The organism is Nocardia sp. PLKS1-43 (assembly GCF_059510335.1).
Window position 1 is genome coordinate 599,816 of the sequence record NZ_JCAJZQ010000003.1, and the last position, 20,618, is coordinate 620,433.

At 67.3% G+C, this 20,618-nt stretch carries 18 protein-coding genes; 10 read left to right on the top strand and 8 right to left on the bottom strand.

Annotation, left to right across the window (positions count from 1 at the left end; genetic code table 11):
- Positions 1 to 20: 20 nt before the first annotated feature.
- Entirely contained in the window at positions 21 to 551 is a 531-nt protein-coding gene (locus AC5WS7_RS14515; protein ID WP_495954978.1) for a DUF6764 family protein, read from the bottom strand.
- Between the two features lie 1,424 nt (positions 552 to 1,975).
- On the opposite strand from AC5WS7_RS14515, the gene AC5WS7_RS14520 reads away from it, so the two are divergent.
- Positions 1,976 to 3,469, top strand: coding sequence for an MFS transporter (locus AC5WS7_RS14520; protein ID WP_495954979.1), 1,494 nt, complete (start codon positions 1,976 to 1,978; stop codon positions 3,467 to 3,469).
- 42 nt (positions 3,470 to 3,511) lie between these two features.
- On the opposite strand, the gene AC5WS7_RS14525 is transcribed toward AC5WS7_RS14520, so the two are convergent.
- Positions 3,512 to 4,183: a S1 family peptidase gene (locus AC5WS7_RS14525; RefSeq protein WP_495954980.1), complete on the bottom strand. Its 672-nt coding sequence runs from the start codon at positions 4,181 to 4,183 to the stop codon at positions 3,512 to 3,514.
- Between the two features lie 584 nt (positions 4,184 to 4,767).
- On the opposite strand from AC5WS7_RS14525, the gene AC5WS7_RS14530 reads away from it, so the two are divergent.
- From AC5WS7_RS14530 to AC5WS7_RS14570, 9 genes are all read left to right on the top strand, one after another.
- Positions 4,768 to 5,586, top strand: a complete 819-nt coding sequence (locus tag AC5WS7_RS14530) for an MlaE family ABC transporter permease (protein ID WP_040829399.1) — start codon at positions 4,768 to 4,770, stop codon at positions 5,584 to 5,586.
- Positions 5,587 to 5,590: 4 nt separating this feature from the next.
- Positions 5,591 to 6,454: an ABC transporter permease gene (locus AC5WS7_RS14535; protein ID WP_067677569.1), complete on the top strand. Its 864-nt coding sequence runs from the start codon at positions 5,591 to 5,593 to the stop codon at positions 6,452 to 6,454.
- A 235-nt stretch (positions 6,455 to 6,689) separates the two neighbouring features.
- The gene (locus AC5WS7_RS14540) at positions 6,690 to 8,189 is read left to right on the top strand and encodes an MlaD family protein (RefSeq protein ID WP_495954981.1); all 1,500 of its coding nucleotides are present in this window, start codon (positions 6,690 to 6,692) and stop codon (positions 8,187 to 8,189) included.
- Positions 8,186 to 9,214, top strand: coding sequence for an MCE family protein (locus tag AC5WS7_RS14545; protein ID WP_495954982.1), 1,029 nt, complete (start codon positions 8,186 to 8,188; stop codon positions 9,212 to 9,214). The genes AC5WS7_RS14540 and AC5WS7_RS14545 overlap by 4 nt, the downstream gene beginning before the upstream one ends.
- Positions 9,211 to 10,206, top strand: coding sequence for an MCE family protein (locus tag AC5WS7_RS14550; protein ID WP_495954983.1), 996 nt, complete (start codon positions 9,211 to 9,213; stop codon positions 10,204 to 10,206). Before AC5WS7_RS14545 ends, AC5WS7_RS14550 begins: the two co-directional genes overlap by 4 nt.
- Positions 10,203 to 11,312 carry an MCE family protein gene (locus AC5WS7_RS14555; RefSeq protein WP_495954984.1) on the top strand — a complete coding sequence of 370 codons (1,110 nt, stop codon included), beginning with the start codon at positions 10,203 to 10,205 and terminating at the stop codon, positions 11,310 to 11,312. The genes AC5WS7_RS14550 and AC5WS7_RS14555 overlap by 4 nt, the downstream gene beginning before the upstream one ends.
- 104 nt (positions 11,313 to 11,416) lie before the next feature.
- Positions 11,417 to 12,487, top strand: coding sequence for an MCE family protein (locus AC5WS7_RS14560; RefSeq protein WP_495954985.1), 1,071 nt, complete (start codon positions 11,417 to 11,419; stop codon positions 12,485 to 12,487).
- Positions 12,484 to 13,653, top strand: a complete 1,170-nt coding sequence (locus tag AC5WS7_RS14565) for an MlaD family protein (protein WP_495954986.1) — start codon at positions 12,484 to 12,486, stop codon at positions 13,651 to 13,653. The genes AC5WS7_RS14560 and AC5WS7_RS14565 overlap by 4 nt, the downstream gene beginning before the upstream one ends.
- Positions 13,654 to 13,793: 140 nt before the next feature.
- Complete coding sequence (locus AC5WS7_RS14570) at positions 13,794 to 14,666, top strand: hypothetical protein (RefSeq protein WP_495954987.1); 873 nt, start codon at positions 13,794 to 13,796, stop codon at positions 14,664 to 14,666.
- A gap of 90 nt (positions 14,667 to 14,756) precedes the next feature.
- Here AC5WS7_RS14570 and AC5WS7_RS14575 read toward each other — a convergent pair whose 3' ends face one another.
- The 6 genes from AC5WS7_RS14575 to AC5WS7_RS14600 form a co-directional block, all read right to left on the bottom strand.
- Positions 14,757 to 15,422 carry a ribonuclease H family protein gene (locus tag AC5WS7_RS14575; RefSeq protein ID WP_495954988.1) on the bottom strand — a complete coding sequence of 222 codons (666 nt, stop codon included), beginning with the start codon at positions 15,420 to 15,422 and terminating at the stop codon, positions 14,757 to 14,759.
- Between the two features lie 10 nt (positions 15,423 to 15,432).
- A complete protein-coding gene (locus AC5WS7_RS14580) occupies positions 15,433 to 15,954 on the bottom strand; it encodes an SRPBCC family protein (RefSeq protein ID WP_495954989.1) in 522 nt (173 codons plus the stop codon).
- A 360-nt stretch (positions 15,955 to 16,314) separates the two neighbouring features.
- Positions 16,315 to 16,983 carry a hypothetical protein gene (locus AC5WS7_RS14585; protein ID WP_495954990.1) on the bottom strand — a complete coding sequence of 223 codons (669 nt, stop codon included), beginning with the start codon at positions 16,981 to 16,983 and terminating at the stop codon, positions 16,315 to 16,317.
- Positions 16,984 to 17,312: 329 nt separating this feature from the next.
- Positions 17,313 to 18,104, bottom strand: coding sequence for a TIGR03084 family metal-binding protein (locus AC5WS7_RS14590; RefSeq protein ID WP_495954991.1), 792 nt, complete (start codon positions 18,102 to 18,104; stop codon positions 17,313 to 17,315).
- A gap of 90 nt (positions 18,105 to 18,194) precedes the next feature.
- On the bottom strand, positions 18,195 to 19,550 hold the full coding sequence (locus AC5WS7_RS14595; RefSeq protein ID WP_495954992.1) for a hypothetical protein: 1,356 nt from the start codon (positions 19,548 to 19,550) through the stop codon (positions 18,195 to 18,197).
- Positions 19,551 to 19,610: 60 nt separating this feature from the next.
- Positions 19,611 to 20,615 carry a zinc-binding dehydrogenase gene (locus AC5WS7_RS14600; RefSeq protein WP_495954993.1) on the bottom strand — a complete coding sequence of 335 codons (1,005 nt, stop codon included), beginning with the start codon at positions 20,613 to 20,615 and terminating at the stop codon, positions 19,611 to 19,613.
- Between the last annotated feature and the right edge of the window lie 3 nt (positions 20,616 to 20,618).

Below are 20,618 nucleotides of genomic sequence, written 5' to 3' on the forward strand. Positions count from 1 at the left end.
CTCGCCGTACTCCGGATGCGTCAGCGCGGCAGATCCGGGCGGCGTGGCACAGCGGCGGTGCGCCACAGACCCAGGGGTGTGGCCAGACAGCTGGTACCGGTGCGGGAATCCCAGGCCAGGGCGGCCGAGCCGAGGCAGGTGACCGAGTCGTTGTCCGAAAGTACTTGTGCCAGTGAGCCGTTCATCGCGAAGCTCACGCCCGGACCGGCACTGCCGCGCAGTGAGGTGAACGCGTAGGACTGCGGGCCCACACCGATCGCGATCGGTATCCCCCGCGAACCCTCGCTCGCGCCGATTCCTCCGGACACCCCCAGCCCCAGTGCGACCGCCCCGGCGTCGGCCCGCGCGAAGCCGATGCCGTCGTACCCGGCGGCCCGAGCGTGCCCGGTATCGCCCACCGTCGCCCGGCAGGCTGTACTACCGGCGATCACCGTAATGTCCCGCCCGCCATCGGAATCGCAGTGCACTTGATTTGCCGATGCATTGCCAGTGGAGCAGAGGTAGACGCCGACAGCAACGGCGGAAACTCCAACTACGCTGATCACCTTCATCGTTCGCTCCCTCCTGGCCTACCGCTTCACCATACCCAGAAGATTTGCTACGAGCAGGAATCGAGCAAGTGAACGCTTCCCGCGCGCCATACCCGCCCCGCCCGCACACAAACCGGGAGACGTTCCGGCGTGGAAGCGCGCACCGCCCACCGCAACGCTGGACGACAGCACACTGCCCGGAAGCCGGCAGCCCGGCCCGTTCGCGCGGACTGTCCGCAGGACTGGGTGGCCGGCGCAGCGGTCATAGTTGCTCGGGCATCAGCGGCTGTCCGCGAGCGAACAGCGCCCGGTCCGGTCGCGCCGGCTGTCCGCAGGACTGGCCCGCCGGCGACGGCGGCCACGGTCGCTCGGGCGCCAGCTCGTCGCCGACTGCGAACCGACTGACCAGCCTGGCCCGTTCGCGCGAACTGCCGAGGGGCGGATGGTGGGCGCAGCAGCCATGGCCGCCCGGACAGCAGCAGCTTACGGGGCCAATAGCGTCCGGTCCGCTCGCGCGCAGTGTCCGCAGGACTGGGTGGTCGGCGACAGCGGCCAGGGTCGCCTGGGCGGCAGCTCGTCGTCCAGAGGTGAATTGACTGACCAGCCTGGTCTGCTCGCGCGAACTGCCGAGGGGCGGATGGTGGGCGCAGCAGCCACGGTCGCTCGGACAGCAGCAGGCTTACGGGGAGCGAACAGCGTCCGGTCCGCTCGCGCGGAGTGGCCGCAGGACTGGGTGGGGTCGGTACGGCGGTCGCGGTCGCCCGAAGGGCAGCAGGCTGTACGGGGGCGAACAGCCCGGCCCGCTCGCGCGCGGACGTCCGCGGGACCGAGTGATCGGCGTAGCGATCGTGGTCGCCCGGATGGCAGAGGCTTTACGGGAGGCGAACAGCGCCCGGTCCGCTTGCGCCGGCTGTCCGGCGGACTGGGCAGTCGGTGCAGCGGTGACGGCTGCTCGGGCGGCGGTGGGCTGTCCGGGAGCGAACAGCGCCCGGTCCGGTCGTGCGCCGACTGTCCGGGACTGGATGGTGGGCGCAGCGGTCGTGATTGCCTGGAGAGCAGCGGGTGCTGGGGCGAACAGCCGGAGCAGTCGTGGGAACTGTCAGCAGGAGTGGCTGGTCGATGCAGCGGTCACGGTCGGCTGGATGGCAGCAGGCTGTACAGGGCGAACGACCCGGTCCGGTCATAGGAACCGACCGTAGGAGTGGGTGGTCGGTGCGGCGGTCGCGGTGGCCGGTCGACGTCTCGATGTGTCCGGGAACGTTCGGCCGAACTCCGGACCGGGAGTTCGGTGCGTCCGTCGTGCTGGGCATCCGGTGCGCGCTCTGTCCGCGCATGGCGAACTGCACCGGTCGGGTGCGTGTTCGGTCGTAGCCTGTGGGGATGAGCGTGTGTGGGCGGTCGCCGGTGGGTGGTTCGGGGCGCAGCGGCGGGGCCGGTGGCCGAGCGTGAGCGGGGATGAGCTGCCGCGGCTGGGCTCGCGAACCGGACGGTGGATCGTGATCGCCACCGTGCTGGGGTCGGCGGTGGCCGCACTGGACGCGACGGTGGTCAATATCGCGCTGCCGCGGATCGGCGACGCGCTGCATACCGGGGTGGCGGGGCTGCAGTGGACGTTGAGCGGGTACACCCTGACCCTCGCCTCGTTCATTCTGCTCGGCGGGTCGCTGGGGGACAGGCTCGGGCGGCGCAAGGTATTCGTCTGGGGCACAATCTGTTTCGCGGCCGCATCGGTGTTGTGCGGTGCGGCGGTGAATATCGAGATGCTGGTGGCCGCGCGGATCGTGCAGGGTGTGGCGGGTGCGCTGCTGACGCCGGGCAGCCTGGCGCTGATCTCCTCCTCCATCGATGAGCGCGATCAGGGATCGGCGATCGGGCTGTGGTCCGGGTTCGGCGGTATCGCGAGTGCGGTCGGGCCGTTTCTGGGTGGCTGGTTGATCGAGGTGGCCTCTTGGCGGTCGATATTCCTGATCAACGTGCCGCTGGCCGCGGTGGTGGTCGCGGTGACGCAGCGACATGTGCCCGAGAGCCGGGATCCGGGCGCCTCGCGCCGGTCGGATGTGCCGGGTGCGCTGGTCGTCGCTGTGGCCTTGGGCGCGTTGACTTTCGGCTTGATCGAGAGGCTGCCGCTGCTGGCTGTCGCCGGGGTGGTGCTGTTGGCGGTGTTCGTGGTGATCGAGCTGCGCAGTGATCATCCGCTGGTCCCGCCGGCGCTGTTCCGCTCCCGGGTGTTCACCGCCGCGAACCTCGTGACGTTGGCCGTCTACGCGGCGCTGGGCGGCGTGTTCTTCCTGCTGGTGCTGCAACTGCAGCAGGTAGCGCACTTCTCGCCGCTGTTCGCGGGCATCGCGACGTTGCCGATCACGGTGATCATGCTGGTGCTGTCCGCGCCCGCCGGCCGCTGGGCCCAGCGGCACGGTCCGCACTTGCCGATGACGATCGGACCGCTGCTGAGCGCGGTCGGCCTGGTCCTGCTGCTGCGTATCGGCCCCGGCTCCGGACATGTGGCGGGCTACCTGAGCGATGTGCTGCCGGGCGTGATCGTGTTCGGCCTCGGACTGTCCGCGTTGGTGGCCCCGCTGACCGGGGCGGTACTGGGTGCGGTCCCCTCGTCGGAGGCCGGGATCGCCTCCGGAGTGAACAACGCCGTCGCCCGGACCGCGCAATTGCTCGCGGTGGCCGCGCTGCCCGGACTGGCCGGGATCTCCGGATCGGTCGCCGACGCGGCCGCCATCGATCACGGCTTCGCGGTGGCGATGTGGATCTGCGTGGGCCTGCTGCTGACCGGCGCGGCGATCGCCGCCGCGCTGCTGGGCGGACCGCGGGCGCACCGGGAACCCGGCGAGGTCGACACCTTGCCGCATTGCAATATGAGCGGTCCGGCCGTACAACCGAACGCACCGGCCCAACGGGATTTACCCGGACACGCCTCGGGGCGGTGATCCGGATTCGGATCACCGCCCCGCGAGGGATGTTCGGACGGATCAGACCGGTGCGTAGCCCGAGCCGACGTTGCCGCGGCGGTTGAGGTCGTTCAGGATGGCGTTCATATTCGTGCCGACCTCCGGGCCGAAGCAGGCCACGGCCAGATAGGCGTTGACCATGCCCACCAGTCTGGTGCCGACGACGACCGGCGCGCCGGAATCGCCCTCGACCACACACATCTGGCTCCAGGTCTCATCGGTCTGGAAGATGTCGCCCCAGGCGATGCCGCAGGTGTTGCCGGTGGTCCGGCCCTCCTTGCAGACGATATTGGGGAATGTGGCCGGTGCGCCGACCCCGGTGATCGTCACGTTGCCGACGTGGTTGGTCGGAGTGACCTTGTGCGAATCGAACTGGATGACGGCGTAGTCCAGATCGTGGTTGGAGTAGGTGAAGTGACCGACCACTCCGGCGCCGCGAGCCTGTTCGGCCCACACCTGCGCACCCGCCTCGCCGCAGTGCCCGGCGGTCAGTCCGACCAACCGCCCGGCCCGGTCGTGACCGATGGTCGTGAGGGTGCACTCGAACTGGTTGTCAATGATGATTCCGGAACCGCCGCCGAGCACCGGCGCACCGCCGGCAGCCTGCGCGACCCCCGCGCCCGTACCGAGCAGCGCCGCGCCGATGGCCACGGCGAAGGCGGTGCGCGCCGCCTTGGCGAGTGTGTTGAACATGTCCCTCCAGAGACGTCGGAAGCCCGCACGATATCAACCCATGTCGTACTACATCCTGTCAGTATCGGCGCGCCGATGGGTGCGGTGTGACTAGCGAGTTTGCCGGTGAGATGCCGGTGAACCGAGCGTGACGGCGTGGTTGCCATTACCACGGTGACCGGTGATGACCGGCGAGTCGCCGATGCGACACGGAGTGTGATAGCCCCGGGATCGATTGGCCCCGGAGTTACGCTCATGCCACATCGGAAAACATAGATTGGTTTTGCATAAACGCAATCCGGGGTATTCAGCCTGGCTGCGCACACGAGTTGGACGGCCGTTCAAGAACGTAGAACGTGTTCTAGATTGCAAACCTGCTTATTGGGGTATTTACCAACTCGTTGTCTCCGCTCACAATCATTTACCGGTCGTGATCTGGGTCAATGACCGCAGTCACAGATGGTGGTGTGTTTTTCCTAACTCCGTAGTAAGGTTCCTCGAGCAAACAGTCGTCGGGGCGGGTAACCGACGTCGAGAGGGGTTAGCCAGTGCAGTTCACCACCGACCGTCCGGGCGGGCCGGAGGCCATACGCCCAGCGTCACGAATGAGTGGTGCGCTCGACTGGGGCAGAGGCTATTGGCAGGACCATCCGAAACGGTCGATCGAGACCTTCGGCCGCCAGATCACGATGGGTATCGAAGCCGTCGGTGAGCTGTTCGTCAGCATCTTCCGCGGACGCTTCCCATTTGCGGAATTCGTCCGGCAATGCGCGTTCATGGCCAGTGTCGCCGCCGCGCCCACGCTGCTGGTCGCCATCCCGATCGGCGTCATCGTCTCGATCCAGGTCGGTTCGGTCGCCCAGCAGGTCGGCGCGACCTCGTTCATCGGCGCGGCGAACGGCCTGGGCATCATTCAGCAGGGCGCGCCGCTGGTCACCTCGTTGATGATCGCCGGGGCGGTCGGTTCGGCGGTCTGCGCCGACCTCGGCTCGCGGACCATCCGCGAGGAGATCGACGCGATGAAGGTGATGGGCGTCGATCCGCTGCGGCGCTTGGTCGCGCCCCGGCTCGGCGCGGCTATGTTAGTGTCCGTTCTGCTGTGTGGCTTTGTGGTTTTCGTCGGTTTCCTGACCGGCTACGTGTTCAACATCTTCGCGCAGAGCGGTACGCCCGGTTCGTACATCGGCACGTTCGCATCCTTCGCGGTGACCACGGACCTGCTCGTCGCACTGGTGAAGTCGCTGATCTTCGGACTGCTCGCGGCGATCATCGCCTGCGACGCGGGGCTGACCACGCGCGGCGGCCCGGGCGGCGTCGCGAACTCGGTCAACACGGCAGTGGTGCTCTCGGCGGTGATGCTGTTCGGCGTCAACCTGATCATCACGCAGATTTACAACACCCTGTTCCCCGCACAGATGGTCTGAGCCGGTGTCGTCAACTTATGTACCGCCGCTACTGCGGCCACTCGAGCGCATCAAGGCATCCGCGGGTGCGCCCCGCGACTGGCTGGCCCGGATCGGCCACCAGGTCTTCTTCTTCCTGCGGTCGATCGGTTCCTTCCCGCTGGCGTTCAAGCACTATCCGAAGGAAATCTGGCGGCTGCTCTCGGACGTCACCTGGGGTAACGGCAGCCTGATCGTCGGTGGCGGAACCATCGGCGTGGTGCTCATCCTGAGCGCATTCGGCGGTATGACCGTCGGCATCCAGGGCTACACCTCGCTGAATCTGCTGGGCCTGAGCCCGATCACCGGGGCGATCTCGGCCTTCGCCACCACCCGCGAGCTCGGCCCGATGCTGGCCACGGTCGCCTTCGCCGCACAGGCCGGTTGCCGCTTCACCGCGCAGCTCGGCTCGATGCGTATCGCCGAGGAGATCGACGCCCTGGAATCTCAGGCCATCCGGCCGCTGCCGTACCTGGTCAGCACCCGGATGATCGCGGCGATGATCGCGATCGTCCCGCTGTACTGCCTGGCGCTGCCGTTCGCCTACCTCACCTGCGCGTGGACCGTCGGCCTGTACGGCGGCACCGCGAGCGGCACCTTCCAGCACTACTTCTACCAATTCCTGGTCCCACACGACGTGCTGTGGTCGCTGCTGAAGGCGATCGTCTTCGTCGCGATCACCACCTTCATCCAGTGCTACTACGGGTTCTTCGCCTCCGGCGGTCCCGAGGGCGTCGGCGTCGCGGCCGGCCGGGCGATCAAGTACTGCATCATCGCGGTCGTCTTCGCCGACCTGTTCATCACGCTCGCGGTCTGGGGCGTCAACCCCGGCATCAGGATCTCCGGATGAACGGGTCAGGGCCGGAGGCGGCAGCGGAGCGTTACCACGCAGGCCCCCCGTTCATCCGTATCAGATCCAGCATGAACGGGTCAGGGCCGGAGGCGGCAGCGGAGCGTTACCACGCAGGCCCCGCGTTCATCCGCATCAGATCCAGCATGAACGGGTCAGGGCCGGAGGCGGCAGCGGAGCGTTACCACGCAGGCCCCCCGTTCATCCGCATCAGATCCAGAATAGGGGTCCGTTCGTGATCATCGATCCGAGTGGGCGCGGACCGACCATGCGGCAACTGCTTGTCGCGGGTGCTTCCGGGCTCATCGTCTTCGCGCTGATATTGGGCTTCCTCATGGCCCGGTACAAGGGATACATCCTGCATCCCAAGGTGGACGTCACCGCCGACCTGAGCACCACCGGCGACGGCCTGCCCGATAACGCCGACGTCAAGTTCCGCGGCATTCTGGTGGGTTCGGTCAAGAACGTCGCGGTGGCCGACAAGGGTGCGCAGCAGCAGGTGCACATCGAGATGAAGCCGGACTTCGTCGGCAACATCCCGTCCACCGTGACCGCACGCGTGGTGCCGAGCAACCTGTTCGCCGTCACCTCGGTCGAACTGGTCTACAACGGCCCGGCCAAGACCCATCTGCGCGCGGGTTCGACCATCGCCGAGGACCACAGCCAGGGCACCATCGCCCTGCAGGACACCCTGACCACCGTGCGCACCATCCTCGACAAGATCGACCCGGTGCAGCTGGGCCGGGTGCTCGGCACCCTGTCCTACGGACTCGAAAGCGGCAGCCGGGTACCGGGTTCCACGGTCGAGCGCCTGGACAACGTGCTGGCCCAGCTGCGTAAGTCCGTGCCGGACCCCAACCAGACGCTGGACAACTTCTCCGAGGCGATGCACGCGCTGAATCAGTCCGCCCCCGAACTGATGGGCTCGCTGGCCGAGTCGGTGAAGACCGCGAAGACCATCTCCGACAAACGTGCCGCGGTCGCCGGTCTGATCACCGGCACCGGCAGCACCGTGGACAAGGTCAACGCGCTGTTCGCCGCCAACGGTGACGCCGGTAAGCGGCTCACGGTCGGAACCGGCGACCTGTTCGGCGCGCTGACCGATCAGCCGGACGCGCTGCCGACCGCCATCGCGAACCTGAACGCCTCGATTCGCCAGCTGGGCACCACATTCCACTGGGGTCCGCAGAAGCAGATGGTCTGGAACATGGGCCTGACCTTCACCCCGTACAAGCCGTACGACCGCGGCGACTGCCCCCGGTACGGCGCCATGGCCGGACCGAGTTGCGGTACGGCGCCGGCGGTTTCGAATCCGGGCACGCTGCCGGGCGCGCTGAAGCCGCGGGCGCTGGATTCGGCGAAGGGGCTGCCCAAGCTGCCCGCGATTCCGGGCCTGCCCGCGATCCCGGGATACACCGCGCAGGCCGCGCAGCCGCAGAACAAGCCGAACACGGCCGACCCGTTCGCCGGAACTCCGCTGCAGAACCTGTTCCCGCACGGGATTCCGGGGCTCGCGGCCCCGGCTCCGGCCGCGGCGGCGCCGAACAAGCCCGCCTCGGCACAGCTGCCGGCCGCACCCGCCGCGGCTCCCATCGCCGGAACCGTCGACTACACCGGTGATGCCGCAATCACCGCCCTGCTGGGCCACCGCCCGACCGTCGCCGAATACGTGCTGCTGAGCTCGATCCTGAGGGGTGGAACCTTGCAAGTGACCGAAAACGGTGCAGGCCGATGAGCATTCGTAAACCCCTGATCGGCTTCGGCGTCTTCGCGATCGTCTCGATCCTGGTCACGGTACTCATCTGGAATACGCTGGCGCGCAGCGTGAGTGGGTCCACCACCAGTTACTCGGCCACCTTCAGCGACGTGCTGGGCCTGCGGCCCGGCGACGACGTGCGGATGGCCGGTGTGCGCGTGGGCAAGGTCGAGAAGATCGACCTGGACAAGCAGCACCACGCAGTCGTCACGTTCATCGTGCAGAACGACCAGACGCTGTACGGCACCACCAAGGCGCTGGTCCGCTACCAGAACCTGATCGGCCAGCGGTACGTCGCGCTCGCGCCCGGAACCAAGGGCGTCGCGACGCCGCTGCACAGCGGCGGTTCGATTCCGCTGGCCCAGACCGAGCCGTCCTTCGATATCTCCGGACTGCTCAACGGTTTCGAACCGCTGTTCCAGACACTGCAGCCCGAGCAGGTGAACCAGCTCTCCAACACCTTCATCCAGGCACTGCAGGGTGACGGAGTTTCGTTGAGCGCGTTCATCACCCAGGCCGCGGCGCTCGCGGGCGATTTCCAGCGTCGCGACGCGATCCTGTCCGACGTGATCACCAACCTCTCCGGCGTGATGGCGGGGTTGGCGAAACGAGGTGACGAATTGGAGACGCTGGTGACCCAGACCCGCGCGCTGATCGGCGGGCTGTACCAGCAGGGCCAGTCCCTGCAGAGTTCGACGGTCAAGATCGCCGACGCCACCTCGGCGATGGTGAGCATGCTCGGCGGGGTGCAGCCCAAGATCGCGGCCGCGCAGAACGCCAGCACCAGTGCGCTGACCATGCTGATCGCCAACGGCGCCAAACTCGACCAGGCGGCCATCGACCTGCCGGACGTGATGGCCCGCCTGGGTAACTTCACCCAGGACGGCGCCTACGCCAGCGCCTATGTGTGCAGCCTGGACATCTCGCTGTACGGCGTGCTGCTGCCGCGCGGCCTGCTCACCCAGATCGGCGGGAACTCCCACTCGGCGGTGTGCCGGCCATGACGAAGATCAAGGAACGTTTCAACGCGAACCGCTACTTCTGGCTGGGCATCATCGGTGCCGCGCTGGTGGTGCTGCTGCTGGTGGTCTCCTCCAGCTTCGGCAAGCTCGGCGTCGGCAAGCAGGAGGTCAAGGCCGAATTCGCGCAGACCGCCGGGTTGAAGAACGGTGACAAGGTCGATGTGGCCGGTGTCCCGGTCGGCACGGTGTCGGGCGAGAAGCTCGAGGGCGACCACGTCCTGATCACGTTGCAGGTCAACGGCGATCTGAAATTGGGCGCGGACGCCAGGGCCTCGATCAAGATGGCGACCCTGCTGGGCGCGCGCTACGTCAGCCTGGACCCGGGCGACGGCTCGGGTCTGAAGGACGGCCGGATCCACAAGAACAACACCACGGTGCCATACGACCTGTCCGACGTGATCCAGATCGGCACACCGAAGTTCGAGGCCCTGGACACCCAGAAGCTGGTGCAGACCTTCAAGGTCCTGGGCGATCAGATGGACGGCTCGCCGCAGCTGACCGCGGAGGCGCTGAACAGCGTCGGCGCGCTGGCCAAGACCATCAACGACCGCAAGGACCAGGTCGACGGCCTGCTGAAGAACCTGGACCGGGTCACCAAGATCCTCGGCGACAACCGCAACAGCGTGCTGTTGGTGATCACCCAGGGCGAGGCGATCGCCAACCGGGTGATGGAACGTCAGCAACTGCTGCGTCAGCTGCTGAACAACGTCGCCTCGCTGACCAAACAACTGCAGCAGATCGGCGCGGAGAACAACAACCAGATCGGTCCGACCATCGACCAGCTCAACACGATGGCCGCGGGTCTGCAGAAGAACAAGGACAACCTCGATCGGCTGCTGTCGATCATGCCGCCCGCGCTGCGGCAGTTGAACAATGCGTTCGGCAACGGCCCGTACGGCGAGGTCGGCCTGCCGTGGCTGTTCCCGGACAACTGGTTGTGCTTCGCCCGAGTGATCGAGGGGTGCCAGGGATGAGACCGACCGCACGGGTGATCGCGCGGATCGCGAAGGGCCTCGGCATCGGCGCCGTGGCCGTCGCGGTGGGCAGCTGTTCGGCTATGCCGCTCTCGGTGCAGGACACGGTCGGCGCCAGTACCCACATCACCGCCGACTTCCGCAATATCGCGGGCATGTTCGTGGGCAACCCGATCACCGTGCTCGGCCTCGAGGTCGGCAAGGTGGACAAGATCGTCCCGCACAGTCAGTACGCCGAGGTGCACATGACCATCGACGGTGATGTGAAGATCCCGAAGAACGTCACCGCCGCGCTGATCTCGCCGTCCATCGTGACCGATCGGCACATCGAGCTGACCCCGGTGTACACCGGCGGCGCGACCCTGCCGGACGATTCGCATCTGACCATCGAGTCCACCCGCACGCCGGTCGAACTGGATACGCTGATCAAGACCATCGACCAGTTCACCTCCTCGCTGAAACCCGCGCCGGGTACCGACGGCAAGTCCGGTCCGCTGGACGGCACGCTGCTCTACGACGTGGTGAACGGCCAGGGCGAGAAGATCCGCGACACCCTCAACGCCCTGTCCGGTGCGTTGAAGGTCGGCGTCGACAACAAGGACGCGATCTCGGAGATCATCATCAAGCTCAACGAGCTGACCACGATGCTGGCCGACAACGACAAATCGGTGCGGGACTTCAGCAACCGGGTCACCCAGATGTCCTCGCTGCTGGCGCAGCAGGCCCCGGGCCTGCAGGCGACGTTGGATCAGCTCAACGCGTTCCTGGCCAACACCAGCGGCACCTTCGGCAAGTACCAGAGTCAGCTGGCCTCCAGCCTCACCGGGCTGACCAATGTGACCAACCAGTTGCGCGCCAACGCCGCCGGACTCACCGAGGTCGTGGACATCGCGCCGATGCTGTTGCAGAACCTGGACAGCTCGATGGACCGCGGCCGCCACTTCGTGCGGCTGCACGCCCTGATCGGCACCACGCTCGGCGGTGAGGTCGTCAGCGCGTTCTGCGAGAAGATCCAGATGCGCGCGGACGGCTGCCGGACCGGCAAGGTGCAGGATCTCGGTCCCGACTTCGGATTGACCGCGGCAATGTTGGGATTGACGAAATGATCCGACTCATGCGAAAACGGCTCGGGACTCCCGGCAGGCCCGGAGGCGGCAGCTTGCGTAACCACGCAGGGCCCGGGAGTGCTGCCAGACGACACAGCCGCAGTTTGATTGCCGCCACCGCAGCGTCGTCGGTGCTGATCCTGGCGTCGGGTTGCGGGGTGACCGTGGAGTCGCTGCCGCTGCCCAAACCCGGCACCAGGGGCGAGACCTACACCGTGCACGCCGTCTTCGCCAACGCCCTGAATCTGCCCGATCAGGCCAAGGTGAAGATCGGTGGCTCGGATATCGGCACGGTCTCGCACATCACCACCAAGAATTTCCAGGCCGTGGTCGATCTGACCATCAGCAAGGACATCGACCTGCCCGCGGACACCACCGCCGAGCTGCGCCAGGCCACTCCGCTCGGTGACGTTTTCGTCGCGGTGAGCAGGCCGAAGGACGCGGCGACGCAACCGCCGCTGCGCGGCGGCGACACCATCGGGATCGACCACACCTCGGCCGGCGCGACCGTCGAGGAACTGCTGTTGTCGGTATCGATGCTGTTCAACGGCGGCGGTATCGCGGCGCTGACGAAACTGACCGGCGAGCTGGATTCGGTGGTGGGCGGGCGACCGCAGCAGCTGGCCGATCTGCTGCGGCAGATGACCAGCGTGACCACGACGCTGCACGCCGACAGCGCGCGAATCGACGGTGTGCTGAAGGGATTCGACACACTGGCCAATACCCTTCAGGCCCATCACGATCAGCTCGGCCAGGTCGCGAACACGCTGCCCTCGATGATCGGCACCATCGCCGAGAACAACAAGGCGCTCGGTGATCTGCTGTCCAAGATCTCCACCACCAGCGCGGCCCTCGGGGATTACGCCAACACCACCTCCGATCAGCTGTCCGGCCTGCTGGACAGCCTGCGCAAGCTGATGACGGCGCTGTCCCAGTCACAGAAGTCCTTCGGCCCCATGCTCGACGCGCTGCATCAGGTGCGGCCCGGGGTGGACGCCTCGTTCAAGGGCAACAGCCTCGCCGTCGCGGCGACGCTGACCAACCTCGACGTCGGCCTGATCACCGATCCGGCCCACAGCAAACTCTGGGACCTGCGCGACGCGCAGGACTTCACCGGCAGCCTGATCCAGGTACTGCAGGTCGTGCAGGGCCGGTTGCAAGGGGGTCACCGATGAACTGGGTGCGGCGGCACAAGATGCTGGTGTCGAACGTCGCGCTGGTGATCGCCTTGCTGATCGGCGCGTCGTATCTGCTGGTGAGCGTGATGCGGGTTAATCCGTTGCAGAGCACGTACGCGGTCACCGTGGATCTGGACCAGTCCGGCGGACTGCAACCCGGTAACGACGTCACCCTGCGTGGCTACCGGATCGGCAAGGTCGAAGACATCACCCTGACCAACGCCGGCGATGCGATCCGGGCCGACGTCTCGATCGACTCCCGCTACAAGATCCCCAAGGACACCGAGGTCGCGGTGCAGGCCCTGTCCGGCGCGGGTGAGCAGTACATCGACTTCCGCCCGAAGACCGATCAGGCCCCGTACCTGTCCAACGGTTCGGTGATCAAGTACGACGCGAACCGGATCCACACCCCGACACCGGTGTGGGCGGTGCTGGACAATTCCAGCTCGTTCTTCAAGCAGATCGATCCGGTCCGGCTCAGCACCATCCTGAAGGAGATGGACACCGCCCTGAGCGGGGGCCCGGACCAGCTGCGCAGCATGATCGACGCACTGAGCCTGGTCACCGCGGGTCTGGACAGTCTGCTGCCGCAGACCACCAACCTGTTGGCGAACCTGCGCACGATCGCGGCGACGACCTCGCAGGCGCAGCCGGACCTGGGCACGCTGACCGCGAATTCGTCCACGCTGTTCAAGCAGTTCAACAACGCCAACGACGAATTGACCAAGATCTTGGACTCCGCGCCGGGCCAGATGCGGGAACTCGGTGCAGTGCTGGACAAGACCGCCGATCCGATCACCAAGCTGGCGACGAACTTCGCGGCCATCACCAAGGCGTCCGAATTGCGCCTGCCGGCGTTGCGGGCGTTGTTCCCGGCTCTGGTCAACGGCAGCTCCGCGATCGGCGTCCCGGCTCACGACGGCGAGTTCTACACCATCGTGGACATCTGGCCGCGGCCCTACTGCGCGTACGCTCACCCGCTGAGCGCTCCGTGGCGAGTTGGCGACGGTACGCTCAACAAGTACAACTACTGCACCAACTCTCCGCCGGATCAGCAGATTCGTGGTTCGGCGAATGCTCCTCGGCCCGCCATCCCGAACAACGGCGCCCAGATGCCCGCGGGAGTCGATCCGAATGCCCGGACCTTGCCCCCGGTGCGGTGAGTGGGGTTACCGGCACGGCGGCGATCCCGTCGGCGAGTGCCTACACTCGGCGGGTGTCCCGTGTGGTCCGGGCCTTGTAGCCTGGCCCGATCCGGCAATACGGTGCGTACCCGCGTACCGGGAAAGTGACAGATTCATTCATGTCCGATGACGACGCCGCCACCGACAAGACGAACGGAAAGGCGGAGGAGACGGCCGCGACGGACAAGACCGTCGAGCGGGACACGCCCGAGCAGGACACCTCAGCGAAGGCGGCCGGCGACACCGATGAGACGGTGAAGCTCTCGACCGCGGCCGCGCAGGATTCCGCCGAGGACGCGACGGTGAAGCAGTCCACGTCCGCCTCGGCCGGCGATGCGACCGAGAAGTCCGCCGCCGAACAGAAGGCTCCGGCGACCGCTGCCCCGGCGCAGCCGGCGGGCGCCGAGCGCAAGGGTACGAGCTGGGTGCCGTGGGCGGCCGCGGGCGCAGCGGGCGTCGTGGCGGTCGCCGCCATCGCGGCGGCGGTCGGGTTCGGGATGCAGGCGAGCGATCGCGGCGACAAGCTGGACGCCCGCGACTCCGCCGTGGCCGCGGCCTGCGACTTCGGTCATCAGGTCGGTACCTACGACTCGAAGAGCTTCGACGACTACATCAAGAGGGTCAAGGATCGCTCCACCGGCGATTGGCTGACCCAGTTCGACGGCGCCTCGTCAGCGCTCAAGCAGATCACCCAGCAGGCGCAGGCCCGCTCGACCGTCGGGGAGATCCACTGCGCCTACGAGTCCGGCGATGCGAACAAGGCGTCGGTGGTCATGCTGATCACGCAGAACCAGTCCAAGGCGGCGACCCCCACCCCGCAGCCGCTGACCATCGGTGTGGTCGCATCGCTGCAGAAGCAGAACGGCAAGTGGATGGTCGACAACTTCCAGTCGCCGATGACCAACGATTTGCAGGCCGGTACGGCGGCGCCGGTCCCGGGCGCCGATACGCCGCAGCAGGCGCCGGGCAACGGTACCCAGCCGGGCAACTGAGTTCGTTCGACCGCGCCTGACGGCAGTGGGTTCGTTCCGCCACTGCCGTCAGGCTTGCGGGCCGCCGCGGGCACAGAACGGCGGCCGTGCTCAGAACAGCGTCAGCGCATCGGCCCTCCGGGGCTGCGCATCGGCCTTTCGGGTCTGAGTGCGAGCCGATTGTGATTGTGCGGCAACCTTTTTCGTACGTGGAGGCACCGCGGGGATGGGTTCGGTCGGGTCGACCGGCTCGACGACGGGGATGGGTTCGGTCGGATCGGTGGTGGTCGGATCGGGCATCGTCAGTGCGGGCAGATCGCAGCTCCCGGTCGCGGCGGCGCCGGGGGCCGCCGCGGCCTGGCGGGCCGCGGTACCGGCGAGCTGATCGGCCTGTTCGTTGAAGTAGTTGCCGACGTGTCCGCGCACCCAGCGGAAGCGCACGGGGCCGGGACGGCTGGCGATCGCCTGGTCGATGTGGCGGACGAGTTCGACGTTCTTGACCGGGCCGCCGGTGGAGGTGCGCCATCCGTTCATCCGCCATCCGGAGATCCACTCCGAGGCGCATTTGATGGCGTACAGCGAATCGCTCTCGATGAACAGCGGCTCCGCACCCGGATGCGAGACGATCGCCTCGAGCACCGCGCGTAGCTCGGCCACCTGGTTGGTGCCCGAGGCGGCACCTCCACTGCCGGAGGCGCCCTGGTGGTTGACCCAGGCCCAGCCGATTGCGCCACCGGGATTGCGGAGGCAGGATCCGTCGGTGCTCACGATGATCATGGCAGGTACCCTACGCAATCCGACCGACAAGGTCTGTACCGTGGAATTCCTCGATAGCTCTTCGTAATTGAGATTCGGTGCGGCGCAGCGTCCAGCGCAGGGTCGACCGGACCACTGCGGCGCACATGCGGCCGGGCAGCCGCTTCGCTTCTGGATACTCGATTTCCGAGGTCAGTACGGTGCGGCCGTAACCGAGCGGAGCGAAATGCAGGGTCAGCGTGCCCCATTCGGCGGGTGGTTCGGCGTGGTCGGAATCCGCAGGCGCCGCCTTCCCCGTGCGGCGCCTGCGCAATGTGTATCCGATGACCGCGTTCGGGCGGTACCGTGTGATCTCACACTCGACCGTGGGGTGCCACACACCCAGACGCAGTGTCGCGGCGTAGACGGCTCCGGCCCCGTAACCGGCGTCCTGGGCCGGTTCGAACGTCGCGATGCCGACCATCCACTCCGGTACGAACATCGGCGTGTCCGTGTAGGTGAACGCGACCTCCACCGGCGCCCCGACGTCGCTCGCGTACTTGATGTGGCCCATAGGCGTACTCCCTGTTCCACGGCTGCCGATAAAAGTACTACAAGAGTCCTCTTTATTTCACCCCAATCGGCAGATGGTCCGAAAGTCGCAGCCCAGCTGCGTTCCCCGAGCCAGCCGGGTCGCATTGTTCATCGTGAAACATTCGTCCGGCCCTGTGCCGCAAGCCCATTCGCCCAGGGCGCTCGCGCCGCTGACCGAAATACCGCCTCGCGGAATCGATCACGGTGCGATGACGCGGCGCGGCGGCCATCCCGGATTCGGCCAGGGCAACCGCCGTGCCGGACGCTCGCGCCCGGCCTCGAAACCGAACCGGCGGTACCGCTTTCGGAAACCGGTGGTAATCGCAGTACGCCTGAGCGGTCAGGCAGTGGCGAATTCGCCGGGCGCCGTGACGGGTTGTGTCTCGGTCGCAGCAATGGTGTCCGGGGCGGGTGTGGTGGTGTCGTCCCGGGGCGGCGTGACGTGGACCGACCGGGCGCCCAGGAGCGGGTTGGTCAGGGCGAGAGTGATCCGGCCGTTGCGGACGTCCAGGTCGGTGCGGAGCCGGGTGCCGCCGGGGGCGGTGCCGCCGGCCGGTGCGTCGAAAAGATTCGTATCGAGGGTTATCGACAGCGAATCCGGTTCGGGCCGAGTCAGATTCGCGCCGATGTAGGCGTCGCCGAGCAGCGGAAGGCGACCGCTCGGCGCGGTGTTCGCCTGGACGGCGACGGTGGTCGGAACGCGCGGTCGCACGAGCGCGGGAGCGGGTACGGCGGTCGGCCGGCGATCCCGGCCGACCGGCAGCTCGCGCGTCTCGGCGACGAATCGCACTGTGTCGGTGGATGGTTGCGGAACGTCCGGTCCGGCGGACTGCGGCGGCACCGGCGCAACCGGTTCGGCCGCAGCCTCTTCCGGACGCGTGGTTCCGGCGGATTCGTGCTGATCGGCGGCCATCTGGTTGACCACGTACGTTCCGGCGCCGACGGTGAATCCGATGCTGGCCATACCGGCGAGCACCACCGCGGTGTGCCGGAGGATCTGCGATGTCACGGTGCGCACGGTAGCTCTCCCTCTCCCCTGGTCCTACCTGCCGGACGACCCGCACCGTTGAAAGTCGTACGCTTGACCAGGTTACTGCGCCGGGGGTTACCCCTCAGCGACGCGAACGTAAAGAACAGGTCGCGCGGACCGCGAAAAATTCCCGCCGTGATGTTTCCGGACGAGATCAACCGGGTAATCATGCGATCAGCTGGCGAGCGTCCGCTTCGACTGCCAACACAGAGACCTCCGGCCAACGACGTCCGGTCGGGCATCAGCCACGGCTTATCCTGAGTTGGCGCTCGCCCGCTCCAGCGGCCGCATTCGCGGCTGTCGCCGGTTCAGGCGAACTGCCCCGCCGCACGTCCCGCTCCCGCGGGCCCCGCGAACGCTTGGGCGATACTCAGCCACTCCCAGGCATCCGCACCGGTCGCCTCGAGCGCGAGATCGTCGAGATGCCGCCGCTGCGTCACTCGCAGACAGAAGTCCAGCGCCGGTCCCGTGACGCGCTGGCTCGCCGACTCCGGCCCCCAGCTCCACACACCGCCGTCCGGTGCGGTCAGCTCGACGCGGACCTCCTCGGCCGGGGCGGGACGATCGTGCACCGCGTAGGCGAAATTCCGGGTGCGCACGCCGATATGGGCGATGGTGCGCAAGCGTGCGGTCGGCGTGCGGGTCGCTCCGAGCGCGTCGGCGACATCCTGCCCGTGCGCCCAGGTCTCCATCAGCCGCGCGCTGATCATCGACGCCGGACTCATCGGCGGTCCGAACCAGCTCAACTTCGTCCCCGCCGGTACGGCGAGCAGGGCCTCGGCCAGTGCGGCGCGGCCGCGCCGCCAGCGCGCGAGCAGTTCCGCGGGTGCCGCCGCGGCGGCCTGCGCCGCGGCCTCGTCCACGAAGGTGGCCGCCCGCGGCAAGGCCGCCCGCACCAGTTCACCGAACGCCGCGGCGTCGGTCGCGGACCGGGTGGCGACCTCATCGGTCCAGGTCAGATGGCCGATCTGATGAGCGACGGTCCAACCGGGCGCGGGTGTGGCGCGCGACCACTCCGCCGCGGGCAGGGCGGCGACCATCCGGTCCAGATCGGCGCATTCGGCCGCGTAATCCTCGAGCAGTGCCGCCACGTTCACCATGCGGTTCAGCATGGCAAACAACGGCGGAAAAATGCAAGCATGCGTGCTTGTTCTTGCTCGCGACCGCACCGTCTGCTGCGAACGGCCGTGCTACCAGCCGAACAGCACCATATGCACCGCGCCGACGGCCAGGCCCAGCACCGCACCGTGCAGATACAGCAGCCAGGCATCCTGCTCGACCGAGGCGTAGAACATCTCCATGAACTCCCCCGGCGTGAGCTGCTGCAGTTTGCGCGCGGCGAATTCGTCGATCTTCTTCGCCTGTTCCAGCGCGAACTCCTCGTCCGCGACCAGCGTCGGCGCCAGGCCCACCGCGGCGCCGGCCGCGCCCACCTTCAGATTGTCGAATTGCCTGCGGCCGAACGCGACTCGCACCATTCCGGTGGTCGGGCCGAGCTGCCGGTGGATCTCCTCGGAGATCAGCGACTGGACGATCTGATACGTCTTGTCGCCATTGGGCCCGGCGAGCAGTTCGGTGGCCAGATTCGGCAGGGTGAGCACCTGATAGGCCAGGATGTGCGCCAGATCGCCCGCGGCCTGCGGCTGCCGCTTGGCCAGCAGCGCCTGCTTCCACAGGTATTTGTAGCGGGGCTGCGGATCGCCCGGTTCGAACACCATCTTGATCGCGATGACGTTCACCAGCACGCCGATCGTCGCCGTCACGGTCAGGATGATCAACCACCCCGGGATCAGGTTCAGCACCGGAACGTTGTCGTGCACGTACATGCCCAGCGCAAGCAGAAGTCCGAACGGCGCGCCCAGCAGGCCGATGCGCACCATGAACCTCAGCTCCGGCGCGGCGATCGTGGTGGTCAGATCCTTCAGGATGTGCGGATTCTCGCGTAGATAGCGGATGACGAAGATCTTGATGTCGATCAGCTGATCGACGTTGTCGCCGAGCTCCTCGAACGCGCGGCGGCACATCGTCGGCAGTTCCCGGGCCACCCGCTGATACAGCAGCTGGCGCGCGGCGCGCGGCACCGCGCGCCACAGTTCCGGATTCTCCCGCTGCATGACCCCGTCCACCAGCTCGGGCAGCTGGGGACGGGCGACATCGGCGATGTAGTCGGCGATGCCCTGCAGATCCAGTTCGTGGATGAAGTCCCGCGGACTGCCGATCCGCATGATCGCCATATCCACGCAGATACTGGCCATCTTCTCCGCGCGGGCGGGGATGAATCCCTGGAAACCGATCCGGCTGCCGTCGCCGGAGAACGTCGGCAGCACCTGGACCCGGCGGGGGAAATAGGGGTACAGCACCTTCAGGCCCGGCACGCGAATTCCGCGGAATCGCAGCGGCCAGAACAACATCAGCACGCCGGTCCAGTTGGTGAGCCAGCCCGCGATCCCGCTGAAGACCGCGAAGCTGACCACATCGACGACCAGTTTGGATTGGTGGGTCAGGTTCTCCCAGTCGACGAACACACCGCCGCCCAGTGAGGTCATCGTCTGGGGCCCCCTTGTGCGGTACCGGTGCTGATATCTCGAGGCACCAACCCTCTCATACTAGGGTTGCAGGACTATCCGGATGGGGTTGCCCTGTTTGGACTCGAGTGCGGCGACCGCCTTCGCCGCGTCGGCCAGCGGCAGCACGGCACTGACCGACCGGGCGAAGCCCACCCGGTGCAGGCGTTGAAGTTTCACCAGTTCGGTGACGTGTTCGGGGGCCGAACCGTAATGCCCGCGCAACTGCTGCCCGAAATAGCTGAACGCGGTGCCGCCGGTGATGGTGATCGGCTTGTCGGTCAGCCCGACCAGTACCAGCCGCCCGCCCGGTCCGAGACAGATGACCGCCTGCTCGCGCACGGCGGCGACGCCGGCGAAGTCGAAGGCGGCGGCCAGTCCGGTGCCGCTCGTCGCCGCGAAAACCTGACTGCGCAGCTCGGGATCGGCGGGGTCGAGGGCCAGATCCGCGCCGAATTCGAGGGCGCGGTCGCGTGCGGCGGGCAGTGGGTCCACCGCGATGATCGGGGCCGCGCCCAGCAACCGCAGCAGTTGTACACCGTGCGCGCCGAGGCCGCCCACACCCCAGACGCCGACCGGTTCGGCCGCGCGCACCTGTGCGGTCGCGGTGATCGCCGCCCACGGCGTCGAGACCGCGTCCGGGATGAAGCAGGCCTGCTCGAAGGGCAGATCGTCGGGAATCGGGACCAGCGTGTCCACGCGCGCGAGGGCGTATTCGGCCCAGCCGCCGTCGTAGTCGACGCCGCGGGTGAACACCGCGCCGTTACGCTGCTCACCGGCCTGCAGCAGCACCCGGTCGCCCACCTTGGCCGCGGTCACTCCCGGGCCCAGCGTGTGCACGGTCCCGGCGACCTCGTGTCCCAGGGTGACCACGCCGCCGTCGAGGAACAGCGGGGTCAGGGTGCCGTCGATGAGATGCACGTCCGATAGGCACACCCCCGCCGCCGCGACTTCGATCAGCACCTGATCCGGTCCGGGATCGGGGACGGGAACGTTGTCCAGTGACAGATGACGTTCGGGTTCCAGATGCAGTCGTGCTGCCAGCATCGT